A 21,996-nucleotide genomic window follows, 5' to 3' on the forward strand; every position below is an offset into this window, starting at 1 on the left:
GCTGCCCTCCAGGGTATCCGGCCCCGCAAGCAATTCGTCCCCGCCCGCTGCGTTCAGCGGACGGGGACGGCCGCCACACCCGACGGGACGGGATCCGGCCAACACCTGGCGGTGGCCCCGAGGTCACCCCCGCAACATCTCCTCCAGCCTCCGCGCCACCGCCGCGGCCTCCTCCCCCGGCAGCGGCACGCCCTCGTGGCCGGTGACGTAGAAGGCGTCCACCGCGTTCGCCCCCAGCGTCGACACATGCGCACTGCGCACCCGTACCTCCGCCTCCTCCAGCGCCCGCCCGATGCGGTGCAGCAGTCCGGGCCGGTCCTGGGCGCGGACCTCGATGACCGTGGCGTGCCGGGAGGCGGCCGGGGCGACCGTCACCCGGGGCGGCGGGGCCACGACGCCCCGGCGCCGCGGATACGCCGCGTCGCGCTCGGCCAGGCGCCCGGCGATGTCCAGCGATCCGTCCAGCGCCCGGACGAGGTCGGCGCGCAGCCGGTCGGCCCGGGGCAGGGAGCCGTACTCGGCGGCCACCCGCCAGTTCAGGAGCAGTACGGAGCTGTCGACGGGGTCCGGCAGGTCATGGGCCCTCAGTTCGGCCGTGCGGACGGTGAGCCGGTGCACGGCCAGGACGCCGGCCACCACGGGCAGGACGCCCGGCTGGTCCGGTACCGCGATGAGCAGTTCGACACCGAGGGGCTCCGGTTCGCCGGACGGCTCCTCCTCGTCCTCCCCGGGCGGGTCGGTCTGCGCGCGCAGGGCCAGTACGGGACCGCCGGTGCGGAACGCCTCGACGGCGAGCCGTTCCTGCTCGGCCGTGGGCGCGGTGGCCTCGGGGTCCTCGGGGACGTCGCCGGAGAGTACGGCGGAGACCCGCTTGACCAGGTCGGCCACGAGCGAGGCGCGCCAGGAGGACCAGGCGGCCGGGCCGGTGGCCAGGGCGTCCGCCTCGGTGAGGGCGTGCAGCAGCTCCAGGGTGCCCTGCGAGCCGACCGCCTCGGCGACGGAGCGGACCGTCGCCGGATCGTCCAGGTCGCGGCGGGTCGCCGTCTCGACGAGGAGCAGATGGTGGCGGACGAGCGTGGCGAGCACGGTCACGTCGTCGCGGTCGAAGCCGATCCGGGCGGCCACGTCCTTGGCGATGATCTCGCCGGCGGCGGAGTGGTCGCCCGGCCAGCCCTTGCCGATGTCGTGCAGCAGGGCCGCCACCAGGAGGAGGTCGGGGCGGTGGACGCGGCGGGTGAGCTCGGAGGCCCGTACCGCCGTCTCGATCAGATGGCGGTCGACGGTCCACAGGTGCACGGCGTTGCGCTGGGGGCGGCAGCGCACCCGCTCCCAGTCGGGCAGCAGCCGGGTGATCAGGCCCTCGGCCTCCAGCGCCTCCCAGACCTCCACCGTGGGCCGGCCCGAGCCGAGCAGGGTGACCAGCTGTTCGCGGGCCTCGGCGGGCCAGGGCGTGGGCAGCGGGCGGGCGGCGGCCGCGATCCGGCGCACCGCGTGCAGGGAGAGCGGCAGGCCCGCCTGGGCGGCCGCGGCGGCCGCGCGCAGGGGGAGCACCGGGTCGCGCTCCGGGCGTGCGGTGCGGGCGAGCACCACCTCGCCGTCCTGCTCGACGACGCCCTCGGCGAGCGGGGAACGCTCGGGGACCGGTTTGCCGCCCCCGATCAGGGCGCGCAGTCGCGGCCGCGCGGCGCGCGACCGCAGCACCCGTCCCACCTCGCGCCAGGTCACGTCGCTGGCGTACGAGATGACGCGGGCGGCCTCGTACACCTGGCGCAGCAGGGTGTCGGCGTCGAGGAGGCCGAGTTCGGCGGCGACCTGGTCCTGTTCCTGGAGGGCGAGCCGGTCGGTGGCGCGGCCGGTGGCGAGGTGGAGGGCGTCGCGTACGTCGAGGAGGCGGCGCCGGGCGTCGGCGAGTCCCTCGCGGGGGGCGTCGGCGAGCCAGGAGGCGGCGACGGCGCGCAGGGCCGTGGCGTCTCTGAGGCCGCCGCGGGCCTCCTTGAGGTCGGGTTCCAGCAGGTACTGCAACTCGCCCTGTCGCTCGGCGCGTTCGGCGCACAGCTCCTGGAGCTGGGGGAGGCGTTTGGGGGCCTGGTTGCGCCAGTCGGCCAGGACGGCCGTGCGCAGGCCGGCGGTGAGACCGAGGTCGCCCGCGAGGTGCCGGGCGTCCAGCAGGCCGAGCTGCACCTTGAGGTCGTCGGCGGCGGTCCTGCGGGCCTCGGCGGGGGTGCGCACGGAGTGGTCGAGGGCGAGGCCCAGGTCCCACACCGGATACCAGATGCGGTCGGCGAGGGCGGCGACCGCGGCCGGGTCGCCGCCGTCGTGCAGGAGCAGCAGGTCGAGGTCGCTGCGTGGGGAGAGCTCGCCGCGCCCGTAACCGCCGACGGCGACCAGGGAGACGCCGCGCGGTCCCGCGGCGCCGGCGTCGAAGAGGCCCGCCAGCCAGTCGTCCGTGAGCCCGGAGAGGGCGGTACGGCGCGGCGGCCCGGACCGCGCCCCCTCGGTGAGGAGGCGCAGCCGGGCCGCCGCGTAACCGCCGGGTCCCGAGTCCTCTGTTTCCTTCGTCGTGTCCGTACTCGTCACCCGGCGACTCCCGTCTCTCTCGGACGTCCTGCTCAGAGCGCGTCCGGACCGCGCTCGCCGGTCCGCACCCGGACGGCTGTCTCGACCGGGACCGCCCAGACCTTGCCGTCACCGATCTTGCCGGTACGGGCCGCCTTGACCACGACGTCGATCAGCTGTTCGGCGTCGTCGTCCTCGACCAGAACCTCGATGCGGATCTTGGGGACGAGGTCGACCGTGTACTCGGCGCCGCGGTAGACCTCGGTGTGTCCGCGCTGCCGGCCGTAGCCGCTGGCCTCGGTGACGGTCAGGCCGTGGACTCCGAAGGCCTGGAGGGCTTCCTTGATCTCGTCGAGCCGGTGCGGCTTCACGACGGCGGTGATGAGCTTCATGCGTCCACCTTCTTGCTCGCGGCCTTGTCGCTCCCGGCCTTTTCGCTCCCGGCCTTCTTGCTCTCGGCGTCCACGACCGGGGCCGGGACCGCCGTGCGGGCCGTGCCGCCGCCCGCTCCGCTGAAGTCGTACGCGGTCTCGGCGTGCTCGGTCTGGTCGATGCCCGTGATCTCGTCGTCCTCGCTGACCCGCATCCCGAGCGTCTTGTCGATCAGGAAGGCGAGGACCGCGGAGGCGATGAGGGAGTAGGCGAGGACACCGGCGACACCGGCGCACTGCTTCCAGAACTGGTCGAGGCCGCCGCCGTAGAAGAGGCCGGCCACGTCGGACTGGCCGCCGCCGGTGGCGAAGAAGCCGATGAGCAGGGAGCCGACGATTCCGCCGACCATGTGGACGCCGACGACGTCGAGGGAGTCGTCGTAGTTGAACCGGTACTTCAGGCCGACGGCCATGGCGCACAGCACACCGGCGATGGCGCCGACGGCGATCGCGCCGAGCGGGGAGACCGCACCGCCGGCCGGGGTGATGGCGACGAGGCCCGCGACGGCGCCGGAGGCGGCACCGAGGGTGGTGAACGCGCCGTGGCGGATCTTCTCGTAGGCGAGCCAGGCGAGGACCGCGGAGGCGGTGGCGACCTGGGTGTTGACGAACATCAGCGCGCCGACGCCGTCGTCGTTGCCGAGCCACGAACCGGCGTTGAAGCCGAACCAGCCGAACCACAGCAGACCGGCGCCGAGCATCACCAGCGGGAGGCTGTGCGGGCGCATCGGGTCCTTCTTGAAGCCGACGCGCTTGCCGATGACCAGGATGACGGCGAGCGCCGCGGCACCCGCGTTGATGTGGACGGCCGTTCCGCCGGCGAAGTCGATGACGCCGAGTTCGAAGGCCCAGCCGCCGGCGCCCCAGACCCAGTGGGCGACGGGGAAGTACACGACGGTCGCCCACAGCGCGATGAACAGCGCCCAGGCGGTGAACTTCACCCGGTCCGCGAGGGCGCCGCTGATCAGGGCGGGCGTGAGGACCGCGAACATCAGCTGGAAGACGGCGAAGACGTAGACGGGGATGGTGTAGCCGTCCCAGAGCTCCGTGATGCCGATCCCGCTGAGCCCGACGTAGTCCGAGGACCAGCCGATGAGGCCGCCGGAGTCGGTACCGAAGGCGAGGGAGAAGCCGTACAGCACCCACAGGACGGTGACGATGCCGAGGCTGATGAAGCTCATCATCAGCATGTTCAGGGTGCTCTTGACGCGGACCATGCCTCCGTAGAAGAAGGCCAGGCCCGGCGTCATGAGCATCACCAGGGCGGAGCAGATGAGCATGAATCCCGTATTGGCGGCAGACAGGGTCGGCGTGTCTGCGGCCAGGGTGATGGCTGGTGCCATCGGCGTCTCCTCGTCGTTGGTACGGCCCCGTGCGGGCGAAGCCTCGAGCCGGATGGAGGGGTGGGCCGGTTATGAGCCACGAGACTGTCGCAGCGCCGTTTCGGTCGACGCCCCTCGATGTTTCGCCGCAGTGACGAAGGCGCCCTGTCTGTTACGCGTCGATGAACCGCCGGATGCGGGCGGCGTCGATCGTTATCGTGGCGCAACCTTCGGTGGAGCGCCCGTCGTCACCGGTTCCCGTGCCCCGGCGCAGGGCCGGTCGGGGCAGGGGCGGCGAGGAGCCCGGGGCCCTGTACGACAGGGTCCGGCCGCGGCGGCCATCCGATGACCTGGCGATGGGGGAGCCGAGTCGGGTAGTCGGGATGGCCGGCCGCGGCCGGGGTCTCGGGTCCGGGGACCGGTTCAGACCGCTTCGGCGGTCTCGGGCAGGTGAACGGCGAGCTGGTCGGTGAGCTCCGACACGTCGGCCAGATCGCCGAAGTCGCGCACGGCTGTGTCGACGGTCTTCCGGATACGGGTGTTGACCCGCTCGGAACGTACTTTTTTGGCCTCTGCCATGGCCTGCCGGGCGAGGACGGTGCTCTGCTCGGGCTCGCGCTGCAGCAGGTGCACGGTGGCCATGCCGATGAGGTTGAGCGCGTACGACCGCTGGTGTTCGGCGTCCTGGGCGAACAGCTCGACGGCCCGGCGCATCAGGGGCTCGGCCAGGGAGGCGTACGTGGGGCTGCGGCCCGCCACATAGGCGAGGTCACGGAAGGAGTGGGAGTTCTCCCCGTACAGCTCGGCCTCGGAGAAGAAGCGGATCCAGTCGGGCTCCGGCTCGTCCCAGTCCGCGGCGTCGGCGAAGGTGTCCTCGGCCATCCGGACGGCCCGCTTGCACTTGCCGGGCTGGCCCATGTTGGCGTAGGCGCGGGCCTCCATCGCATACAGCATGGACTGGGTGCGCGGACTCGCGCAGTCGCGGCTGCCGTACTGCGCGAGGTGGATGAGTTCCAGCGCGTCGTCGGGCCGGCCGAGGTGGATCATCTGCCGGCTCATGCTGGACAGGACGTACGAGCCGAGGGGGCGGTCGCCGGCCTCCTTGGCGGCGTGCAGGGCGAGCACGAAGTACTTCTGGGCGGTGGGCTGGAGTCCGATGTCGTAGCTCATCCAGCCCGCCAGCTCGGCCAGCTCGGCGGCGACCTTGAACAGCCGCCGGGTGGTGGCCTCCGGCTGGGGCTCCTGGAGCAGGTCCGTCACCTCGTGCAGCTGACCCACGACCGCCTTGCGGCGCAGGCCGCCGCCGCACTGGGCGTCCCACTGGCGGAACATCACGGTGGTCGACTCCAGCAGGTCCAGCTCGGGCTTGGACAGCTTGCCGGGACGGCGCGAGGCGGATGCGGTCTCGCGGTCCTCGCGCGGTACGGGCGGTGAGGGCACGAGCCAGCGCTGCATCGGCTCGATGAGGGACGGCCCCGCCGAGAGCGCCAGCGAGCTCCCGAGGAAGCCGCGCCGCGCCAGCATCAGGTCGCTGCGCGAGAACTCGCCGATCAGCGCCACGGTCTGCGGGCCCGTCCAGGGCAGGTCGACCCCGGAGGTGGACGGTGACTGGTGGGCGGCGCGCAGTCCCAGGTCCTCGACGGCGACCACACAGCCGAACCGCTCGGAGAACAGCTCGGACAGGATGCGCGGGATCGGCTCGCGAGGGTTCTCGCCGTCGAGCCAGCGGCGCACGCGGGACGTGTCGGTGGAGATGTGATTGGCCCCCAGTTGGCGGGCCCGGCGGTTCACCTGCCGGGCGAGCTCGCCCTTGGACCAGCCGCTGCGCACGAACCACGAGCCCAGGAGCTCGTTGGGGCGCTTGTCAGCGTGTGTGGCGTGTGATCCGCTTCCGCCGTTGCCGCCCACTGGAACGCCCCCATCCCTGAAACCACTTGTGCGCCGTGTGCGCCCAGGCCTACCAGAATGCCGGTCCCCACTGTCTCGCGTCCGGTGGTTCTCACCCCCCGAACGGGAACTCGACTTGCCTCCGGCATACCCGTGAGTGCATGCGTCCCCAGGACTCGAGTGCTCAAAGTAATCCTACGATCACCCCTCCAGCCATGGCGGTTCCGGAAACGCCACCATTCGCCACCCCTTCGAATGAACTCACGATCGCCTCCGCACGATTCACTGGACGCATGACAGCCGGGGAGCGGACGGAGCGACGCACTCAGAGGCGCGCGCACTGCGCCGCACCACCCGGACTACGACCGAGCGCCAGGCGAACGAGCGTTTTCGACGGGAAGAAGACTCTGCGTCACTATTCATCTCCGCTGCGTAACCATCGGCGCGCCGGATCCGTTGGAGGGGGTATGGGCTTCACGATCGTCGGCATCCGGGAGATGCGATCCGGCTCTCGCCGACGCGGCCGCTCGTCGGACTGCACCGCCGTGGCGGAGTTCACCGGACTGTGGGGATGGGACGTCGTGCCCGGCGCACGAGCGGCGACGGGGGTGTGCTCGTGCGGCCGGGCGAACTGCGACGCACCTGGGGCCCATCCCCTCGGCTTCGCCTCCCCGGTGCCCGCGGGTGCCACGCTCGACGAGGTGACGGAGGCATGGCAGGAGGTCCCGGGCGCCTCGATCATGCTGCCGGTGGGCCGCGCGTTCGATGTGATCGAGGTGGCGGAGGCCGCCGGGCGCCGGGCACTGGTCCGGCTGGAGCGCATGGGCCTGCCGCTGGGCCCGGTGATCGCCACCCCGGAGGGCCGCGCCCAGTTCCTCGTCGCCCCGGGCGCCGCGGCCGAGATCGACCAGTTGCTGTACCGCATGGGCTGGGACGACCCGTCCGCCCTCGACCTGCGCGGCCTGGGCCCGGGCACGTACGTCACGGCCCCGCCCTCGGACCGCGGCGGCCTGGGTCCCGCGCGCTGGCTCCGCTCCCCCGCCCTGGACTCGGCCACGAAACCCCCGGCGGCCCGCCTGCTGCTGGGCACCCTGGCGTACGTGGCGCACCGGTCGCGCGCGTAGCCGGTATCCGTGGCGCCGCCGTACCGATGGCGCCGCCGCCGAACTCATCGGCACAGGCCTCGTGCCGCACACACAGCGCGGCGCGCCGTACACAGCGAAGCGCCCGTCCCCGACTGCGTGGGGGGACGGGCGCTCCTCGACGCGCGCGGTCAGTCTCCGATAAGCGCATCCACGAACGCTTCCGGCTCGAACGGCGCCAGGTCGTCGGCGCCCTCTCCCAGACCGACCAGCTTGACCGGCACGCCCAGCTCGCGCTGCACGGCGACCACGATGCCGCCCTTGGCGGTGCCGTCGAGCTTGGTCAGCACGATGCCGGTGATGTCGACGACCTCGGCGAAGACCCGGGCCTGGATGAGGCCGTTCTGCCCGGTGGTGGCGTCGAGCACGAGCAGCACCTCGTCCAGCGGCGCGTGCTTCTCCACGACCCGCTTGACCTTGCCCAGCTCGTCCATGAGACCGGTCTTGGTGTGCAGCCGGCCCGCCGTGTCGATGAGCACGACGTCGGCGCCGATCTCCTTGCCCTCCTTGACCGCGTCGAAGGCGACGGAGGCGGGGTCGCCGCCCTCGGGGCCCCGTACGGTGTGGGCGCCGACGCGCTCGCCCCAGGTCTGGAGCTGGTCGGCGGCGGCGGCGCGGAAGGTGTCGGCGGCGCCGAGCACGACGCTGCGGCCGTCGGCCACGAGGACACGGGCGAGCTTGCCGGTGGTGGTGGTCTTGCCGGTGCCGTTGACGCCGACGACCATCACGATGCCCGGCTTGCCGGTGTCGGGCTCGGTGCGCACGGCGCGGTCCGAGTCGGTGCCGACCAGGGTCAGCAGCTCCTCGCGCAGCAGTCCGCGCAGTTCCTCGGGCGTACGGGTGCCGAGCACCTTCACCCGCTCGCGCAGCCGCTCGACCAGTTCCTGGGTGGGCTGCACGCCGACGTCGGCGGTGAGGAGGGTGTCCTCGATCTCCTCCCAGGTGTCCTCGTCGAGGTGCTCCCGGGAGAGCAGCGTGAGGAGACCCTTGCCGAGCGCGTTCTGCGACCGGGAGAGCCGGGTGCGCAGCCGTACCAGACGGCCGGCGGTCGGTTCGGGGATCTCGATGACGGGGGCGGGCGGCTCCTCCACGGCGACGGGTGCCGTCGCCGTGGCGTCGGGGAGGTCCACCTCCTCGATGGTTCTGCGCGCTTCGTCGCGCGGCGTCTCGGCCTCTTCGCCGACGTGCGGCTCGGCCGGAGGGGCGGTGATGTCGGGCGCGGCGGGCGGCGGCGGGGGCAGCTGCTTCTTTCTGCGGCTGCCGATGACGAGCCCGCTGAGCGCGCCGAGCACGACCACGGCGATGACTACAGCAAGGATGACGATTTCCATAACAGCCCCAGTATGGCGTGGCCGCCCGCTCGGCTGTTCGTTGTACGCGCGGGGTCAGGGCCCGCCGGGCCGGCCTCTCCGGGGAGTGGCACGGGTCGGGGCACCGGGGGACCGGCTGCCGGTCGTCGTTCGCCTGCGCGGACACGCCCGGGGGGCTCGGCGGATGTCCTGCGGCACGCGACGCCGCGTACCCGTATACAGGCCGGGCGGCGGGCGCGCACAGCATGGTCACGCGGTCGGCACGGATCGGTCGCCCCACGTCGCGCTGCGGCCGGACGAGGACATCGCCGTCACCGGCGACGGTGACGGCGGTGGGCGTGCTCTGTTCACGGCGCACCGGGCGCTGGCGCATGCCGGGGCTGCCGCTCCACCCCCGGCACACAGGTGCCGGAACGGTCTGTGGCTCCTGCCAGGAGAGGGTAAGGACCGCCGTGGCCCGGCCGGAGTCCGGTCCGTCGGTGACCCGCGGCGCAGCGAGCACACGGCGGCACCCGGACCGTGAACCGAAAAGGCCGCCGCCCCGGCCCGGTCGGTGCCGGGGCGGGGCGGCGGACGGTGCGAGGAGAGGGGCAGCGGGGACTTGGCCCGTCTCCTCGGGCTCGGTGGACGGGCGTCAGCCCATCTCCTCCAGTGCCTTGCCCTTCGTCTCCTTCACGAACTTGAGCACGAAGGGGATGGAGAGCGCGGCGAAGATCGTGTAGATCATGTAGGTCACGGAGAGGTTCCAGTCGGCCAGCGACGGGAAGCTCGCGGTGATGGCCCAGTTGGCGATCCACTGCGCGGAGGCGGCCACGCCCAGGGCGGCGGCGCGGATCCTGTTCGGGAACATCTCGCCGAGCATGACCCAGACGACCACACCCCAGGACAGGGCGAAGAAGAGGACGAACACGTGGGCGGCGACCAGGGCGACCCAGCCCTGCGTGGCGGGCAGCTTGCCGTCGACCAGGTCGTAGCTGAACGCCCAGGCCTCCAGCGCCAGGCCGATCACCATGCCGACCGAACCGATGATCGCGAGCGGCCTGCGGCCGATGCGGTCCACGAAGATCATCGCGATGATGGTGCCCACGATGTTGATGATCGACGTCGTGAACGAGTACAGGAACGAGTCCGTCGGGTCGACACCGACCGACTGCCACAGCGTCGACGAGTAGTAGAACGCGACGTTGATGCCGACGAACTGCTGGAAGACCGACAGTCCGATACCGATCCAGACGATCGGCTTGAAGAAGAAGGTGCCGCCGAGCAGGTCCTTGAAGGTGGACTTGTGCTCGCTCTGCATGTGGCTCTTGATCTCGTCGACCCGGGCGTCCAGGTCGACGTTCTTGCCCTCGACCTCGGCGAGCACCTCACGGGCGCGCTCGACGCGGCCGACGGAGATCAGGAAGCGCGGCGACTCGGGGATCGCGAAGGACAGCAGCCCGTACAGGATGGCCGGGATGACCATGACACCGAGCATGACCTGCCAGGCCTCGAGGCCCATCAGCTTGCCGCGCTGGTCGCCGCCGGCGGCGTTCAGGATGCCCCAGTTGACCAGCTGGGAGACGGCGATGCCGACGACGATCGCGGCCTGCTGGAAGGAGCCGAGCCGGCCGCGGTACGCGGCGGGGGCCACCTCGGCGATGTAGGCCGGGCCGATCACGGAGGCCATACCGATGGCGAAGCCGCCGACGATCCGCCAGAAGGCCAGGTCCCACAGGGCGAAGGGGAGTGCGGAGCCGACGGCGCTGATGGTGAACAGCACGGCGGCGATCTGCATGCAGCGGATGCGGCCGATGCGGTCGGCGATACGGCCCGCGGTGGCGGCGCCGATGGCGGAGCCGATCAGCGCGATGGCGACGACCTGGGCCAGCGCCGCGGAGCCGATGTCGTAGCGGTCCCGGATGGCTTCGACGGCGCCGTTGATCACGGAGCTGTCGTAACCGAAGAGGAAGCCGCCCATCGCCGCCGCCGCCGCGATGAAGATGACGTGGGAGAGATGTTCGGGGTGTGCGCCCCGGGCTCCTGACTGGGGTGCCTGCGCTGTGCTGGTCACGTGAACTCCTCGGGCCACCGGCAACGCTGCCGGGGTGGGGTGAGCCCTTCGGGTGACGGAGTTGGCGACACCTGAAGGTAAAAGCAACGTTGCAGAGACTATGCCTTCAAGTTTCGAAGTCAAGAGGTTGTGGATGTGACTATCTCGACGACTTACGAAGACATTGTGTTCAAGTCTTGAAGAGATAGGGATCACACAGCTCTCTTGCCAGCCCCGTGTGCCCCTCAGATGCACGGGCAACCGTGCCCAGACCGAGACTTGGTCGAAAGAGTCGAAAGAAGAGACGCCGTACGACGCCGTACAGCCGGAACCGGCGTCAGCGCAGCCGCTGGCTGATGACCTTCGAGACCCCGTCGCCCTGCATGGAGACGCCGTACAGCGCGTCGGCAACCTCCATCGTGCGCTTCTGGTGGGTGATCACGATCAGCTGCGAGGCCTCCTGCAGCTCCTGCATGATCCGGATCAGCCGCTGCAGATTGGTGTCGTCGAGCGCGGCCTCGACCTCGTCCATCACATAGAACGGGCTGGGCCGCGCCTTGAAGATCGACACGAGCAGCGCGACAGCGGTCAGCGACCGCTCCCCGCCGGACAGCAGCGACAGCCGCTTGACCTTCTTGCCCGGCGGCCGCGCCTCCACGTCGACGCCCGTGGTGAGCATGTTGTCGGGATCGGTGAGAACCAGGCGCCCCTCACCTCCCGGGAACAGCCGGCCGAACACCCCCTCGAACTCCCGGGCCGTGTCCCGGTACGCCTCGGTGAAGACCTGCTCGACGCGCTCGTCGACCTCCTTCACCACCTGGAGCAGATCGGCACGCGTCTTCTTCAGGTCCTCCAGCTGCTCGCTGAGGAACTTGTGGCGCTCCTCCAGCGCCGCGAACTCCTCCAACGCGAGCGGATTGACCTTGCCGAGCTGCTGGTACGCCCGCTCGGCGGCCTTGAGCCGCTTCTCCTGCTCGGCGCGGACGAAGGGCTTCGGCCGGTTGCGCGGGTGCTCCGGGTCCTCGGGCAGTTCCTCGCCGTCGGCGGGCGGCGAGGGCGGTACGGGCTGGTCGGGGCCGTACTCGGCGACCAGCCCGGCCGGCTCGACGCCGTGCTCCTCCAGCGCCTTGGTCTCCAGCTGCTCTATCCGCAGCCGCTTCTCGGCGCCGAGCACCTCGCCCCGGTGGACGGAGTCGGTGAGCTTGTCCAGCTCGGCCTTGAGGTTCCGGCCCTCGGTGCGGGCCAGGTCGAGCTCCTGCTCCCGCCGGGCCTTGGCGGCCTCGGCGGCGGTGCGCTCCTCGTCGGCGCGGACGAGCGAGACCTCGACATGGGCGAGCAGCTGTCGGGCGCCGGACGCCACGGCCTGCGCGACGGCCGCCTCGTGCCTCAGACGCGCCCTGCGCTGCTCGGCGCGCGCCCGCGCCTCGCGTTCGGCGCGCGCGGCCCGGTCCAGGGAGTCGGCCCGCCCCACGAGCCCTTTGACGCGCTCCTCGTGCGTACGCACCTGGAGCCGGGCCTCCATCTCCGTCTGCCGCGCGTTGGCGCCGTCGGCGGCGAGCCGGTCCCGTACGGAGGTGTCGGGTTCTTCCTCCACCGGGATCTCCTCGGCGACGGCGAGCCGTTCGGCCAGTTCCTCGGCCTCCGCCACCGCCCGGTCGAGGGCCTCCTGGGCGCGGGCGGCCGCCGCCGTGCCGCGCTCGGCCTCCCCGGCGGCGCCACGGGCCTGCCCGGCCAGCCGCCCGAGCCGCTGGGCCACGGCCGACTTCTCCCGCTCGGCCGCGCGCCGACGCTCCCCCAGCTCCTCGACCAGCGCGGCCCGCTCCCCGCGCAGCTCGCCGGCCCGGGCCTGCGCCTCGGTCAGCTCCGCGCAGCGCACGGCGAGCTCCTCCAGCTCGGCCGCCGCCTCGTCCACGGAGGCCTGCACCTCCAGCAGACTGGGTGCCCCGGCGGACCCGCCGTGCGCGAAGTGCGCGCCGAGCACATCGCCCTCGGCGGTGACGGCGGTGAGCTCGGGCCGCGCGTAGACGAGGTCCTCGGCGTCCTCCAGGGTGCCGACGACGACGATTCCGCGCAGCAACCGCCGTACGGCGGGCATCAGTTCCGACGGACCCCGCACGAGGTCGGCGGCGTAGTGCACCCCGTCCACGGGCGGTTGCGCGGGTACGTCGTCGGGGGCGCCCGCGAGCAGCAGGGCGGCCCGTCCGGCGTCCTGCTTGCGCAACAGGCGAATCGCTTCGGCGGCGGACGACGGTGTCGTCACCGCGACGGCGTCGGCCGCCGCACCGAGGGCCGCGGCGAGCGGGACCTCGTGGCCGGGCGTCACCGTCAGCAGCTCGGCGGCCGGGCCGAGCAGTCCGCCGAGGCGGTCCTTCGCACCCAGCAGCGCGCCCGTGCCGTCCTTGCGGCGCAGCCCCGAGGCCAGGGCCTCGTGGCGGGCCTGGGTGGCGGCCCGCCTGCGCTCCGCCGCGGTGACCGCCTCGCGGGCCGCGGTCAGGGCGGACTCGGCCTCGGCGAGCTCTGCCCTGGCCGCCTCGTGCCGCTCGGCCAGTTCCGCGTCCCCGGCGTCCAGGCCGTCGACCTCCGCCTGCAGCGCCTCGTACTCCTCCTGGGCCGTGACGGCACGTTCCTGCGCCTCGTCGCGGGCGGCGGCGAGGCGGTCGATCTCGGCCTGGGCGGAGGCGGCGCGGGAGCGGGCCGCGCCCACCTGCCCGGTGAGGCGGGCGAGCCCCTCGCGGCGGTCGGCGATGGCGCGGGCGACGTCCTTCAGCCGGCGTTCCTCGGCGGCGAGCTCGCGCTCCAGCTCGGCCCGGTGGGCGACGGTGTCCTCCAGGGCGTGCTGCGCCGCCTCCAGCATCGCTTCGAGCTCGGCCTCCTGCTCGCGGACGCGGGCGGCCTCGCGCTCCAGGTCCTCCGGGTCGCGGCCGCGCCGCTCCTCGGGGGGCGCGGAGGTGGCGCTCTTCACCCGGGCCTCGGCCAGCGAGATCGTGCCGCGCACCCGCTCGGCGAGCTGGGAGAGTCCGTACCAGGTCTGCTGGGCCCGCTGCAGACGCGGGGCCAGCCGCCGTACCTCGTCCTCCAGCTGCGCCTCCCGCTGGAGCGCCTTCCGCAGCTCCGCCTCGGCGGTCTCCTTGCGCTCCTTCAGCGCGGCCTCGTCGGCGATCTCCGCCTGGAGCGCCGTACGCAGCCGTACGAGGTCGTCGGCGAGGAGGCGCAGCCGGGCGTCGCGGAGGTCGGCCTGGATGACGGCGGCCCGGCGCGCGACGGCGGCCTGCCGGCCGAGCGGTTTGAGCTGGCGGCGGAGCTCGTCGGTGAGGTCCTGGACGCGGGCGAGGTTGGCCTGCATCGCGTCCAGCTTGCGCAGCGCCTTCTCCTTGCGCTTGCGGTGCTTGAGGACGCCGGCCGCCTCCTCGATGAAGGCGCGGCGGCCCATCGGGTCGGCGTGCAGCACGGAGTCGAGCTGGCCCTGGCCGACGATGACGTGCATCTCGCGGCCGATGCCGGAGTCGGAGAGCAGTTCCTGGATGTCGAGGAGACGGCAGGTGTCGCCGTTGATCTGGTACTCGCTGCTGCCGCCACGGAACATGATCCGCGTAATGGTGACCTCGGCGTACTCGATGGGGAGGGCCCCGTCGGAGTTGTCGATGGTCAGGGACACCTCGGCGCGGCCGAGCGGCGGGCGCCCGGTGGTGCCGGCGAAGATGACGTCCTCCATCTTGCCGCCGCGCAGCGACTTGGCCCCCTGCTCGCCCATGACCCAGCTCAGGGCGTCCACGACATTGGACTTGCCCGAGCCGTTCGGGCCGACGACGCAAGTGATGCCCGGCTCGAAGCGCAGCGTGGTCGCCGACGCGAACGATTTGAAGCCGCGCAGGGTCAGGGCCTTGAGGTGCACGCCGTCGGACTTTACCTTCCGGCTTCTCGAACGGCGGCGGCTCCGCACGGCACACGCCACGCGTCGCACGTTTACGCGTCGGGTATCAGTCCCTGAACACTCGGTTTCGCGCAGGAACGTGCAGGGCACATCAGACGAAAGGGCGAAGGACACGCGGGGACAAAGAGGAAGGGACGCCGAAGAGGCGTCCCTTGCAGATCTGACAACAACTTAGCGGTTGAATCGAGCCGCCCAACCACTGCTGTCGTTGTGCCATGCAGTGGTCAGGTGAGCGCAGGCTCCGCCTGGTGTGCGTCGATGCTCTCGACAAGCGAGTCGTGAGAAGCGGCAGCCGTCAGCGCGTCGTTCTCCGCCTGGATTCGTACGAGCTCCGATTCCAGGTCCTGTACACGCTGCTGGAGCCGTCGCATCTCGGCGAGGAGTCGCGGGTCGGAGCCGCCGACGTAACCGAGAAGCGCCTTTGCCATGATGGATGGTCCTCCGCACTGAGTGACCGACCGAAGCGGTGTGGGTCGTGAGGGAATCGCACCCGGGGTGCTTGGCACTCTTGAGTTTGCTGCCGTTCATCCATGCCAAACAGCCAAGGTGCGCGGGGCTTTCAGCGTCTCACCAAAAAGTTTGACGGTCAACACGATCACGCCCCGCATTGACGGGCAACCCGGGCGCGCGCGGCCGGAACAGGCGGCGCTGCGTCTCCTGCGGGGCCCCTGGGACCGGGGAGATCGTTCTTCACCGCGGAGCCTGCCACGACACGCGCTTCTTGGCAACCACCAGGCGCTTTTCACTTCGGGCGGATGCCGGGGGCATGTTCCGCCCCCTCCGCCCCGCCGGGCGCGTCGCCGTCGTTCACCGGATGGCGAAGCCTTCGTATCCGCCGCGGGGTGTGTCCCAGATCTCCGTGACCCCGTCCACGCGCCCGGGCGTGTCGTCACCCTGGAGCCAGTCGAGCAGCGCCTCGCAGCTCTCGCGCGGGCCCTCCGCGACCACCTGGACGCGGCCGTCCGCCAAATTGAGAGCAAAACCACTCAGGCCGCCGGTCTCCAGCGCCCTGGCCCGCGTGAACCAGCGGAAACCCACGCCCTGGACGTGTCCGCGTACCCAGGCGACCAGCCGTACATCTTCGTTCATGGCTGCACGTTAACGGGCCAATGTCTCGGGGATCACTCCCTCCCCCTGCGTCATGCTGTACCGTCCGGACGCAATGAATCTCATATGAAACTCACTCATTCGTGTGAGTTCAGTGAAAGACATTGACCGTAAGGTCGAGGAAGGCCAGGACATGGGACGCCACCGACGCTCCGCCGCCGGCCGCGCCGCCACGGGCCGCGCCACCGGGACCGTGCACACCGGCGACGCCCCCGCCCAGGAGTACGGCCCGGAGAACCTGTACGGCTTCGCCCCCGTCCTGGAGGCCGAGCCCGAGCCGCGCGGACGGCGCTCGCACCGTAAGCAGAAGAAGGCCGTCACGCCCGTGCGCACCGGCCTGCTGGGAGTCTCCGCGGCCGTCGCCCTGGGCACTGTCGCGGTGACCACCGGCGTACTGCCCGGCGGCGACACGTACACGGTCAGCGGTGGCGGCACCGCCGACGACACGGTCCAGCCGGCCACCTCGCCGTCGGGTCTGGAGACCCCGCAGGGCGGCTCCCGGGGCTCCGCCGACGACCGTGAGGACGAGTCCGCGAGCAGCCGCGACGGCGAGCGCGAGGCGTCGCCGTCCGCTTCCCCTTCCTCCCCCTCGCAGACCACTCCCTCCTCGGAGCCGTCCGACGAGCCGTCGTCCGAGGCCCCGGAGACCGAGGAGAAGGAGAAGACCGAGAAGCCCTCCGAGAAGGCGACGGGCAAGCCGGAGAAGTCCAAGAAGCCGGAGAAGACCGTCCCGGTCGACACGTCCGCGGAACAGCAGGCCGCGGCCGAGGTGCTCAAGCTGGTCAACGAGGAGCGGGCCACGGCGGGCTGCAGCCCGGTGGCGGCGAACAGCGCGCTGTCGCAGCTCGCCTCCGCGTTCAGCGAGGACATGGCCGCGCGCGACTTCTTCGACCACACCGACCCCGACGGCGACAGCCCCTGGGACCGTGCGGCGGCACTCGGCATAACCGACCTGGGCGGCGAGAACATCGCCCGCGGCCAGGCCACGGCCGAGGCCGTGATGGAGGCCTGGATGAACAGCCCCGGCCACCGCGCGAACATACTGAACTGCGACTTCAAGACCCTCGGCGTCGGGGTGCACATGGGTGAGGGCGGGCCGTGGTGGACGCAGGACTTCGGGTACTAGGCGGACACCTCTGTATGGCATGGCGCTAACCGGCGGTTAGCGCAAACTTCTGGCAAGCGCTGTGCCGCAGTACTCTCACCATATGGACAGCACAGCGCAGGCGGCCGCCCGCCCGGAGGGTGCCGGGAGTAACGACGGTCCACTCGGCGATCCGCTCCCGTTCGACGTGTTCGCCAGGCACTGCCCCTCCCGCGGCACCCTGGAGCACGTGACCGGCCGCTGGGGCGCCCTGACGCTGGGCGCGCTGCACGAGGGCTCTTTCCGGTTCAACGCGCTGCGCCGCCGCGTCGACGGCGTGAGCGAGAAGATGCTCTCCCAGACTCTGCACGCCCTGGAGCGCGACGGCCTGGTGCACCGTGAGGCCCGGCCCACCAACCCGCCCCGCGTCGACTACACGCTCACCCCGCTGGGCCACGAGGTCGCAGAGCGTCTGCTGTCCCTGATCCGCTGCGTGGAGGACCGCATGGACGACGTACTGCGGGCCAGGGAGCGTTACGACGAGACGCGCGGCGGCCGCTGACAGCGCGGGCAGTAGTAGCTTGACCGGTTCATCCACGCCCGCCGCCGCATCGGTGTGGCGCACCTGCGGCAGGGCAGCCCCTCGCGTCCGTACGCGTCGAGCGAGCGGTCGAAGTAGCCCGACTCTCCGTTGACGTTCACATACAGGCTGTCGAAGCTGGTGCCGCCCACGGCCAGGGCCGCGTTCATCACGTCCCGCGCGTGGCCCAAGAGTTCCAGGGTGCGCGGCCGGGTGAAGTTCGCGGTCGGTCGCTCATAGTGGATACGGGCGCGCCACAGCGCCTCGTCCGCGTAGATGTTGCCGACACCGCTGATCAGGGACTGGTCCAGCAGGGCCCGCTTGATGGTCGTCCGCTTGCGGCGCAGCGCCCGGTGGAACGCCTCGTCGTCGAAGAGCGGGTCGAGGGGGTCGCGGGCGATGTGCGCGATGACGTCGGGCAGCCCGTCGGGGGTCGTGTCGTGCAGCGACAGGCCGCCGAAGGTGCGCTGGTCGACGAAGCGAAGCTCGGTGTCGCCCGCGGCGGTAGCCGCTGATGTCAGCGTGTCGGTGAAGCGCACGCGGATGCGCAGGTGCTTCTCGTCGGGCGCGGTGTGCGGCTGCACCAGCAGCTGGCCGCTCATCCCGAGGTGGGCGAGCACGGCGGCACCCGAGTCCTCGACCGGCAGCCACAGGTACTTGCCGCGCCGGCTCGGCTCGCCGATGCGGCGGCCCTTGAGACGGTGCGCGAAGTCATCGGCGCCGGCCAGGTGGCGGCGGATCGCGCGCGGGTGCAGGACCTCGACGTCGGCGACGGTCCGATGGGCCACCCAGCGTTCCAGTCCGCGCCGTACGACCTCTACCTCGGGCAGTTCGGGCACGGGGACTCCTCGGACAGGTGGGGGGTGAGTGGGGTGAGGGAACGACCGGGCGTGCGCGCGGGAGCGCCCTTCGGTGGCCCGCCCTTCGGTGACCGGCTGGAGCGGCACCGCCACGGCACTCACCGGGCGTACGCCGGAGCCCCCGCCGGACGACCGGTCCGGCGGGGGCTCCGCGCAGTGCGGGTCAGGCCTTCGCGGCGCCCGAGGGGGCGTCCGCGGTGCCTTCGGCGCGTTCGGCGGCCTCCGCGGCCGCTTTCGCGCGCTCGTCCGCCGCGGAGCGGATCGCACGCCAGGCGGACTCGGCCGCCTGCTGCTCCGCTTCCTTCTTGCTGCGGCCGGTGCCGGTGCCGTACGAGACGCCTCCGACGCGGGCGGCAGCAGTAAAGGTCTTCTCGTGGTCGGGGCCGGTCTCCGTGACCAGGTACTCGGGCACGCCGAGCCCTTCGGTCGCGGTGAGCTCCTGGAGACTGGTCTTCCAGTCCAGGCCGGCACCGAGGTTCGACGACTTCTCGATCAGCGGGTCGAACAGGCGGTGCACCAGTTCGGAGGCCGCGTCGAGCCCCTGGTCGAGATAGACCGCGCCGATCACCGCTTCGAGGGTGTCGGCGAGGATCGACGCCTTGTCCCGGCCGCCCGTGCCTTCCTCGCCCCGGCCGAGCCGGATGAAGGAGCCGAGTTCGAGCCCGCGGCCCACCTCCGCCAGCGCACGCGAGTTGACCACCGCGGCCCGCAGCTTGGCCAGCTGGCCCTCGGGCAGGTCGGGGTGGGTGCGGTACAGCGTGTCCGTGACCACCAGACCGAGCACGGAGTCCCCGAGGAACTCCAGGCGCTCGTTGGTGGGCAGACCGCCGTTCTCGTACGCGTAGGAACGGTGGGTCAGCGCACGCACCAGAAGGGCGGACTCGACCTGGTAGCCGAGCCGCCCTTCCAGAATCGTGTGGGACGAGGCTGTGTTGTCCGCCCTCTTCCTGGCGCTGGAGTCCGCCTTGGCGTCAGACATCAGACCTCTCACCAGCCACTCAGACTTCGAGGACCTGGCGCTTGTTGTAGGTGCCGCACGACGGGCACGCGATGTGCTGCTGCTTGGGCTCGTGGCAGCGCTCGCACGCAACCAGGGTGGGGACCGCAGCCTTCCACTGCGACCGGCGGTGGCGCGTGTTGCTGCGCGACATCTTCCGCTTCGGAACAGCCACGGCTACTTCTCCTGCTTCTCGTCGACGCCCGCTTCGGCGCCGCTCATCTCGTCCTTCTCGCCGTCTTCGAGTGAACCGGCGAGTCCCTGCAAAGCCGCCCAACGGATGTCGACGGCGTCATGGTGGTGGTCCGGGTCGTCCGCGAGCCGGGCTCCGCACTCGGAGCACAGGCCGGGGCAGTCGTCCTGGCACACCGGCTGCATCGGCAGTGCGAGCACCACCGCATCGCGCAGCACGGTTTCGAGGTCGAACAGGCCGTCCTCGAGAAAGAGCCTGTCCTCGTCTTCTGCGGATCCCTCGGCGTCGTCGGCCGGTTCCGCCTTCACGCGGCCCCGGTCGTCGGCGTCAGGGTACGAGAACATCTCCTGGAAGTCCGCTTCGAGCTCCAGCCCGAGCGGCTCCAGACACCTTACGCACTCCCCCTCGGCCCGTGCACGGGCGGTGCCTGTGACAAGCACCCCTTCCATGACCGACTCAAGGCGGAGTTCGAGCTCCACCGGGGCGCCCTCAGGCACTCCGATGACGTCCTGGATACCGAGATCCTTGGGGGCGTCGACCGTGCGGGCCAGGCGCTGCAGCGCACCAGGACGCCGCCCCAGCTCGTGTGTGTCGAACACGAGGGGATTGCGGTGGTCAAGGCGGGCGTTCAGGGCCATTCCTGCTCTCGGTCTTCGCAGCTCGGTGAAGTACCGCTGCCCCGGTGTCCCGGGCAGCGCTCGATCGCGGGTGTCTTCGCAGGCAGCGTGAACGCACGCGCGACCGAAGAGACAGGATACTGGACCTTTCGCTCTCGGCCCAATCCGGTGCGGGCCGGCCGGTCAGGACAGCGGCCGGCGGACCGTGGTCACTGGCCGCCGCGGCCCTGCTCGTACTGACGCAGCTGCTCGGCACTGATCATGCTGGTGTCGAAGAGGCTCGTCTCGTCGAGCGCGTAGCCCTGGTGCTCCTGTCCCTGGTGAGCCTGTCCCTGGTGGGCCTGTCCCTGGTGGGCCTGGTCCCCCTGCGGGGTCCGGCTCGGGTCGTACGCCGGCTGCTGCGGGTACGCCGCGTACGGGTCGGCCTGCTGGTAGCCGTACGGGTCGGCCTGCCCCGTGTACTGCTGCTGGTAGCCGAACTGGTCCCCGTACTGCTCCTGCTGCTGGTACGCGTAGGCGTCCTGCTGGTGCTGGGCGTACTGCTCCTGGGCGGGGAGCTCCGGGGTCCGGAGCGCGTCCGGGGCTCGGGGCGTGTCCGGGGTCCGGGCGGGCGCGGGGGCGGCGGCGAGCGCGGCGAGGTCGGCCAGGTAGTCGGCGTCGCTGGTGTGCTGCTTCGGGGTGCCGTCGTCGTTCAGGGCGAGGGCGCCGAGGTCGTCGGTGGCGATGCGGCCGTGCAGCTTCTCCCGGCCCCGGCCCACGGCCTCCAGCGTCTTGGCGAGGACCGCCTCGAAGGCGCCGAGCTTGGCGTCCACGTACGCGTCGGCGTCGCGGCGCAGGGTCTCGGGGTCGTGGCTGCGCTCGGGGGCGTCCTCGTCCTCGTACCCGTTCTCGTCTATGCCGGGGCCGGTGCCCAGGAGCTTCTCGCGGCCGCGGCCGACGGAGCCGAGGGTCTTGGTGAGGACGACCTCGAAGTTGGCGAGCTTGGAGTCGACGTAGTCGTCGGCCTCCGCGCGGACCTCCTCCGCCTCCCGGCGGGCCTCGTCGAGGATGCGGTCGGCCTCGGCCTGCGAGCGGCGGGCGACCTCGGTGTCGGAGATCAGGGAGCCGCGCTGGGCGTGCGCGCTCTCGATGATCCGCTCGGCCTCCTGGCGGGCCCGCTCGACCATGTGTTCGCGGTCGCCGATCAGTTCCTGCGCCTCGGCGAGGGAGCCGGGCAGGGCCGCGCGCACCTCTTCGAGCAACGAGAGCAGTTCGGCGCGGTTGACCACGCACGAGGCCGACATGGGCATGCCCCGGGCGCCGGAGACGACCGTGACGATCTCGTCGAGCTTCTTCTGCACGTCCACCGTGTGCTCGCCACTCTCTGCAGATGTGTTGGAGACGGACGGGTCGACTGTACGGCCACTCGCGCCCCGCCCGGCACCGGATGGCCCCTTGCCGGGACTCAGTCCCGGCCGAAGCGCTCGCCCAGGGCTTCCAGGACCACCGGGGGCACCAGGTGGGAGACATCGCCGCCCCAGGCCGCGACCTCCTTGACCAGGGAGGACGACAGGAAGCTGTAGGTCGGGTTGGTGGGGACGAAGAGGGTCTCCACACCCGAGAGGCCGTTGTTCATCTGGGCCATCTGGAGCTCGTAGTCGAAGTCGCTGACCGCGCGCAGGCCCTTGACGATGGCCGGAATGTCGCGCTGCTTGCAGAAGTCGACGAGGAGGCCGTGGAAGGCCTCGACCTGTACGTTCCCGTACTCGGCGGTGACCTGGCGGATCAGCTCGATCCGCTGGTCGATCTCGAACAGGCCCTTCTTGGACTTGTTGATCATCACCGCGACGTGGACGACGTCGTACAGCTTCGCGGCGCGGGCGATGATGTCGAGGTGTCCGTTGGTGATCGGGTCGAACGACCCGGGACAGACGGCGCGGCGCAACTGAGGTCCCTCGCTCTCCGGTC

The 21,996-nt window shown here is 71.6% G+C and carries 18 protein-coding genes; 3 read left to right on the forward strand and 15 right to left on the reverse strand.

Translation table 11 applies throughout. From position 1 onward, the window contains the following. Window positions 1-123: 123 nt before the first annotated feature. From IE242_RS00365 to nsdA, 4 genes are all read right to left on the reverse strand, one after another. Window positions 124-2,577, reverse strand: coding sequence for a [protein-PII] uridylyltransferase (locus IE242_RS00365; protein WP_189854096.1), 2,454 nt, complete (start codon window positions 2,575-2,577; stop codon window positions 124-126). 32 nt (window positions 2,578-2,609) lie between these two features. Next, entirely contained in the window at window positions 2,610-2,948 is a 339-nt protein-coding gene (locus tag IE242_RS00370; RefSeq protein WP_030577740.1) for a P-II family nitrogen regulator, read from the reverse strand. Next, window positions 2,945-4,330: an ammonium transporter gene (locus IE242_RS00375; protein WP_189854098.1), complete on the reverse strand. Its 1,386-nt coding sequence runs from the start codon at window positions 4,328-4,330 to the stop codon at window positions 2,945-2,947. The genes IE242_RS00370 and IE242_RS00375 overlap by 4 nt, the downstream gene beginning before the upstream one ends. A 402-nt stretch (window positions 4,331-4,732) precedes the next feature. Continuing rightward, the gene (gene nsdA / locus IE242_RS00380; protein WP_189854100.1) at window positions 4,733-6,217 is read right to left on the reverse strand and encodes a transcriptional repressor NsdA; all 1,485 of its coding nucleotides are present in this window, start codon (window positions 6,215-6,217) and stop codon (window positions 4,733-4,735) included. Window positions 6,218-6,663: 446 nt separating this feature from the next. Between nsdA and IE242_RS00385 the strand changes: the two genes are divergently transcribed. Beyond that, a complete protein-coding gene (locus IE242_RS00385; RefSeq protein WP_189854102.1) occupies window positions 6,664-7,320 on the forward strand; it encodes a bifunctional DNA primase/polymerase in 657 nt (218 codons plus the stop codon). A 149-nt stretch (window positions 7,321-7,469) separates the two neighbouring features. Here the strand turns inward: IE242_RS00385 and ftsY are convergent, their stop codons facing one another. The 5 genes from ftsY to IE242_RS00410 all read right to left on the reverse strand — a co-directional run bounded on the left by ftsY (window position 7,470) and on the right by IE242_RS00410 (window position 15,700). Continuing rightward, entirely contained in the window at window positions 7,470-8,669 is a 1,200-nt protein-coding gene (gene ftsY, locus IE242_RS00390; RefSeq protein ID WP_189854104.1) for a signal recognition particle-docking protein FtsY, read from the reverse strand. A 613-nt stretch (window positions 8,670-9,282) separates the two neighbouring features. Further along, a complete protein-coding gene (locus tag IE242_RS00395) occupies window positions 9,283-10,701 on the reverse strand; it encodes a sugar porter family MFS transporter (protein WP_189854106.1) in 1,419 nt (472 codons plus the stop codon). 316 nt (window positions 10,702-11,017) lie between these two features. Next, a complete protein-coding gene (gene smc, locus IE242_RS00400) occupies window positions 11,018-14,572 on the reverse strand; it encodes a chromosome segregation protein SMC (protein ID WP_189854108.1) in 3,555 nt (1,184 codons plus the stop codon). A 263-nt stretch (window positions 14,573-14,835) separates the two neighbouring features. Then, entirely contained in the window at window positions 14,836-15,039 is a 204-nt protein-coding gene (locus tag IE242_RS00405) for a hypothetical protein (RefSeq protein ID WP_030577726.1), read from the reverse strand. A 379-nt stretch (window positions 15,040-15,418) separates the two neighbouring features. Then, window positions 15,419-15,700: an acylphosphatase gene (locus IE242_RS00410; protein WP_189854110.1), complete on the reverse strand. Its 282-nt coding sequence runs from the start codon at window positions 15,698-15,700 to the stop codon at window positions 15,419-15,421. Between the two features lie 151 nt (window positions 15,701-15,851). On the opposite strand from IE242_RS00410, the gene IE242_RS00415 reads away from it, so the two are divergent. Both IE242_RS00415 and IE242_RS00420 read left to right on the forward strand, forming a co-directional pair. Continuing rightward, window positions 15,852-16,844, forward strand: coding sequence for a CAP domain-containing protein (locus IE242_RS00415; protein WP_189854112.1), 993 nt, complete (start codon window positions 15,852-15,854; stop codon window positions 16,842-16,844). 82 nt (window positions 16,845-16,926) lie between these two features. Then, window positions 16,927-17,364 carry a winged helix-turn-helix transcriptional regulator gene (locus IE242_RS00420; protein WP_189854113.1) on the forward strand — a complete coding sequence of 146 codons (438 nt, stop codon included), beginning with the start codon at window positions 16,927-16,929 and terminating at the stop codon, window positions 17,362-17,364. On the opposite strand, the gene mutM is transcribed toward IE242_RS00420, so the two are convergent. The 6 genes from mutM to coaD all read right to left on the reverse strand — a co-directional run bounded on the left by mutM (window position 17,337) and on the right by coaD (window position 21,973). Continuing rightward, the gene (gene mutM, locus IE242_RS00425) at window positions 17,337-18,221 is read right to left on the reverse strand and encodes a bifunctional DNA-formamidopyrimidine glycosylase/DNA-(apurinic or apyrimidinic site) lyase (RefSeq protein ID WP_189854115.1); all 885 of its coding nucleotides are present in this window, start codon (window positions 18,219-18,221) and stop codon (window positions 17,337-17,339) included. The genes IE242_RS00420 and mutM overlap by 28 nt on opposite strands. Before the next feature lie 184 nt (window positions 18,222-18,405). Then, the gene (rnc, locus tag IE242_RS00430) at window positions 18,406-19,221 is read right to left on the reverse strand and encodes a ribonuclease III (RefSeq protein ID WP_189854117.1); all 816 of its coding nucleotides are present in this window, start codon (window positions 19,219-19,221) and stop codon (window positions 18,406-18,408) included. Window positions 19,222-19,240: 19 nt separating this feature from the next. Continuing rightward, window positions 19,241-19,414: a 50S ribosomal protein L32 gene (gene rpmF / locus IE242_RS00435; protein ID WP_003951102.1), complete on the reverse strand. Its 174-nt coding sequence runs from the start codon at window positions 19,412-19,414 to the stop codon at window positions 19,241-19,243. A gap of 2 nt (window positions 19,415-19,416) precedes the next feature. Continuing rightward, on the reverse strand, window positions 19,417-20,070 hold the full coding sequence (locus IE242_RS00440; protein WP_189854119.1) for a YceD family protein: 654 nt from the start codon (window positions 20,068-20,070) through the stop codon (window positions 19,417-19,419). Window positions 20,071-20,258: 188 nt separating this feature from the next. Next, on the reverse strand, window positions 20,259-21,395 hold the full coding sequence (locus IE242_RS00445) for a F0F1 ATP synthase subunit B (protein WP_189854121.1): 1,137 nt from the start codon (window positions 21,393-21,395) through the stop codon (window positions 20,259-20,261). Window positions 21,396-21,493: 98 nt separating this feature from the next. Next, entirely contained in the window at window positions 21,494-21,973 is a 480-nt protein-coding gene (gene coaD, locus IE242_RS00450; RefSeq protein ID WP_189856254.1) for a pantetheine-phosphate adenylyltransferase, read from the reverse strand. Window positions 21,974-21,996: the final 23 nt, after the last annotated feature.

The organism is Streptomyces poonensis, from assembly GCF_014650915.1.
Lineage (GTDB): Bacteria > Actinomycetota > Actinomycetes > Streptomycetales > Streptomycetaceae > Streptomyces > Streptomyces poonensis.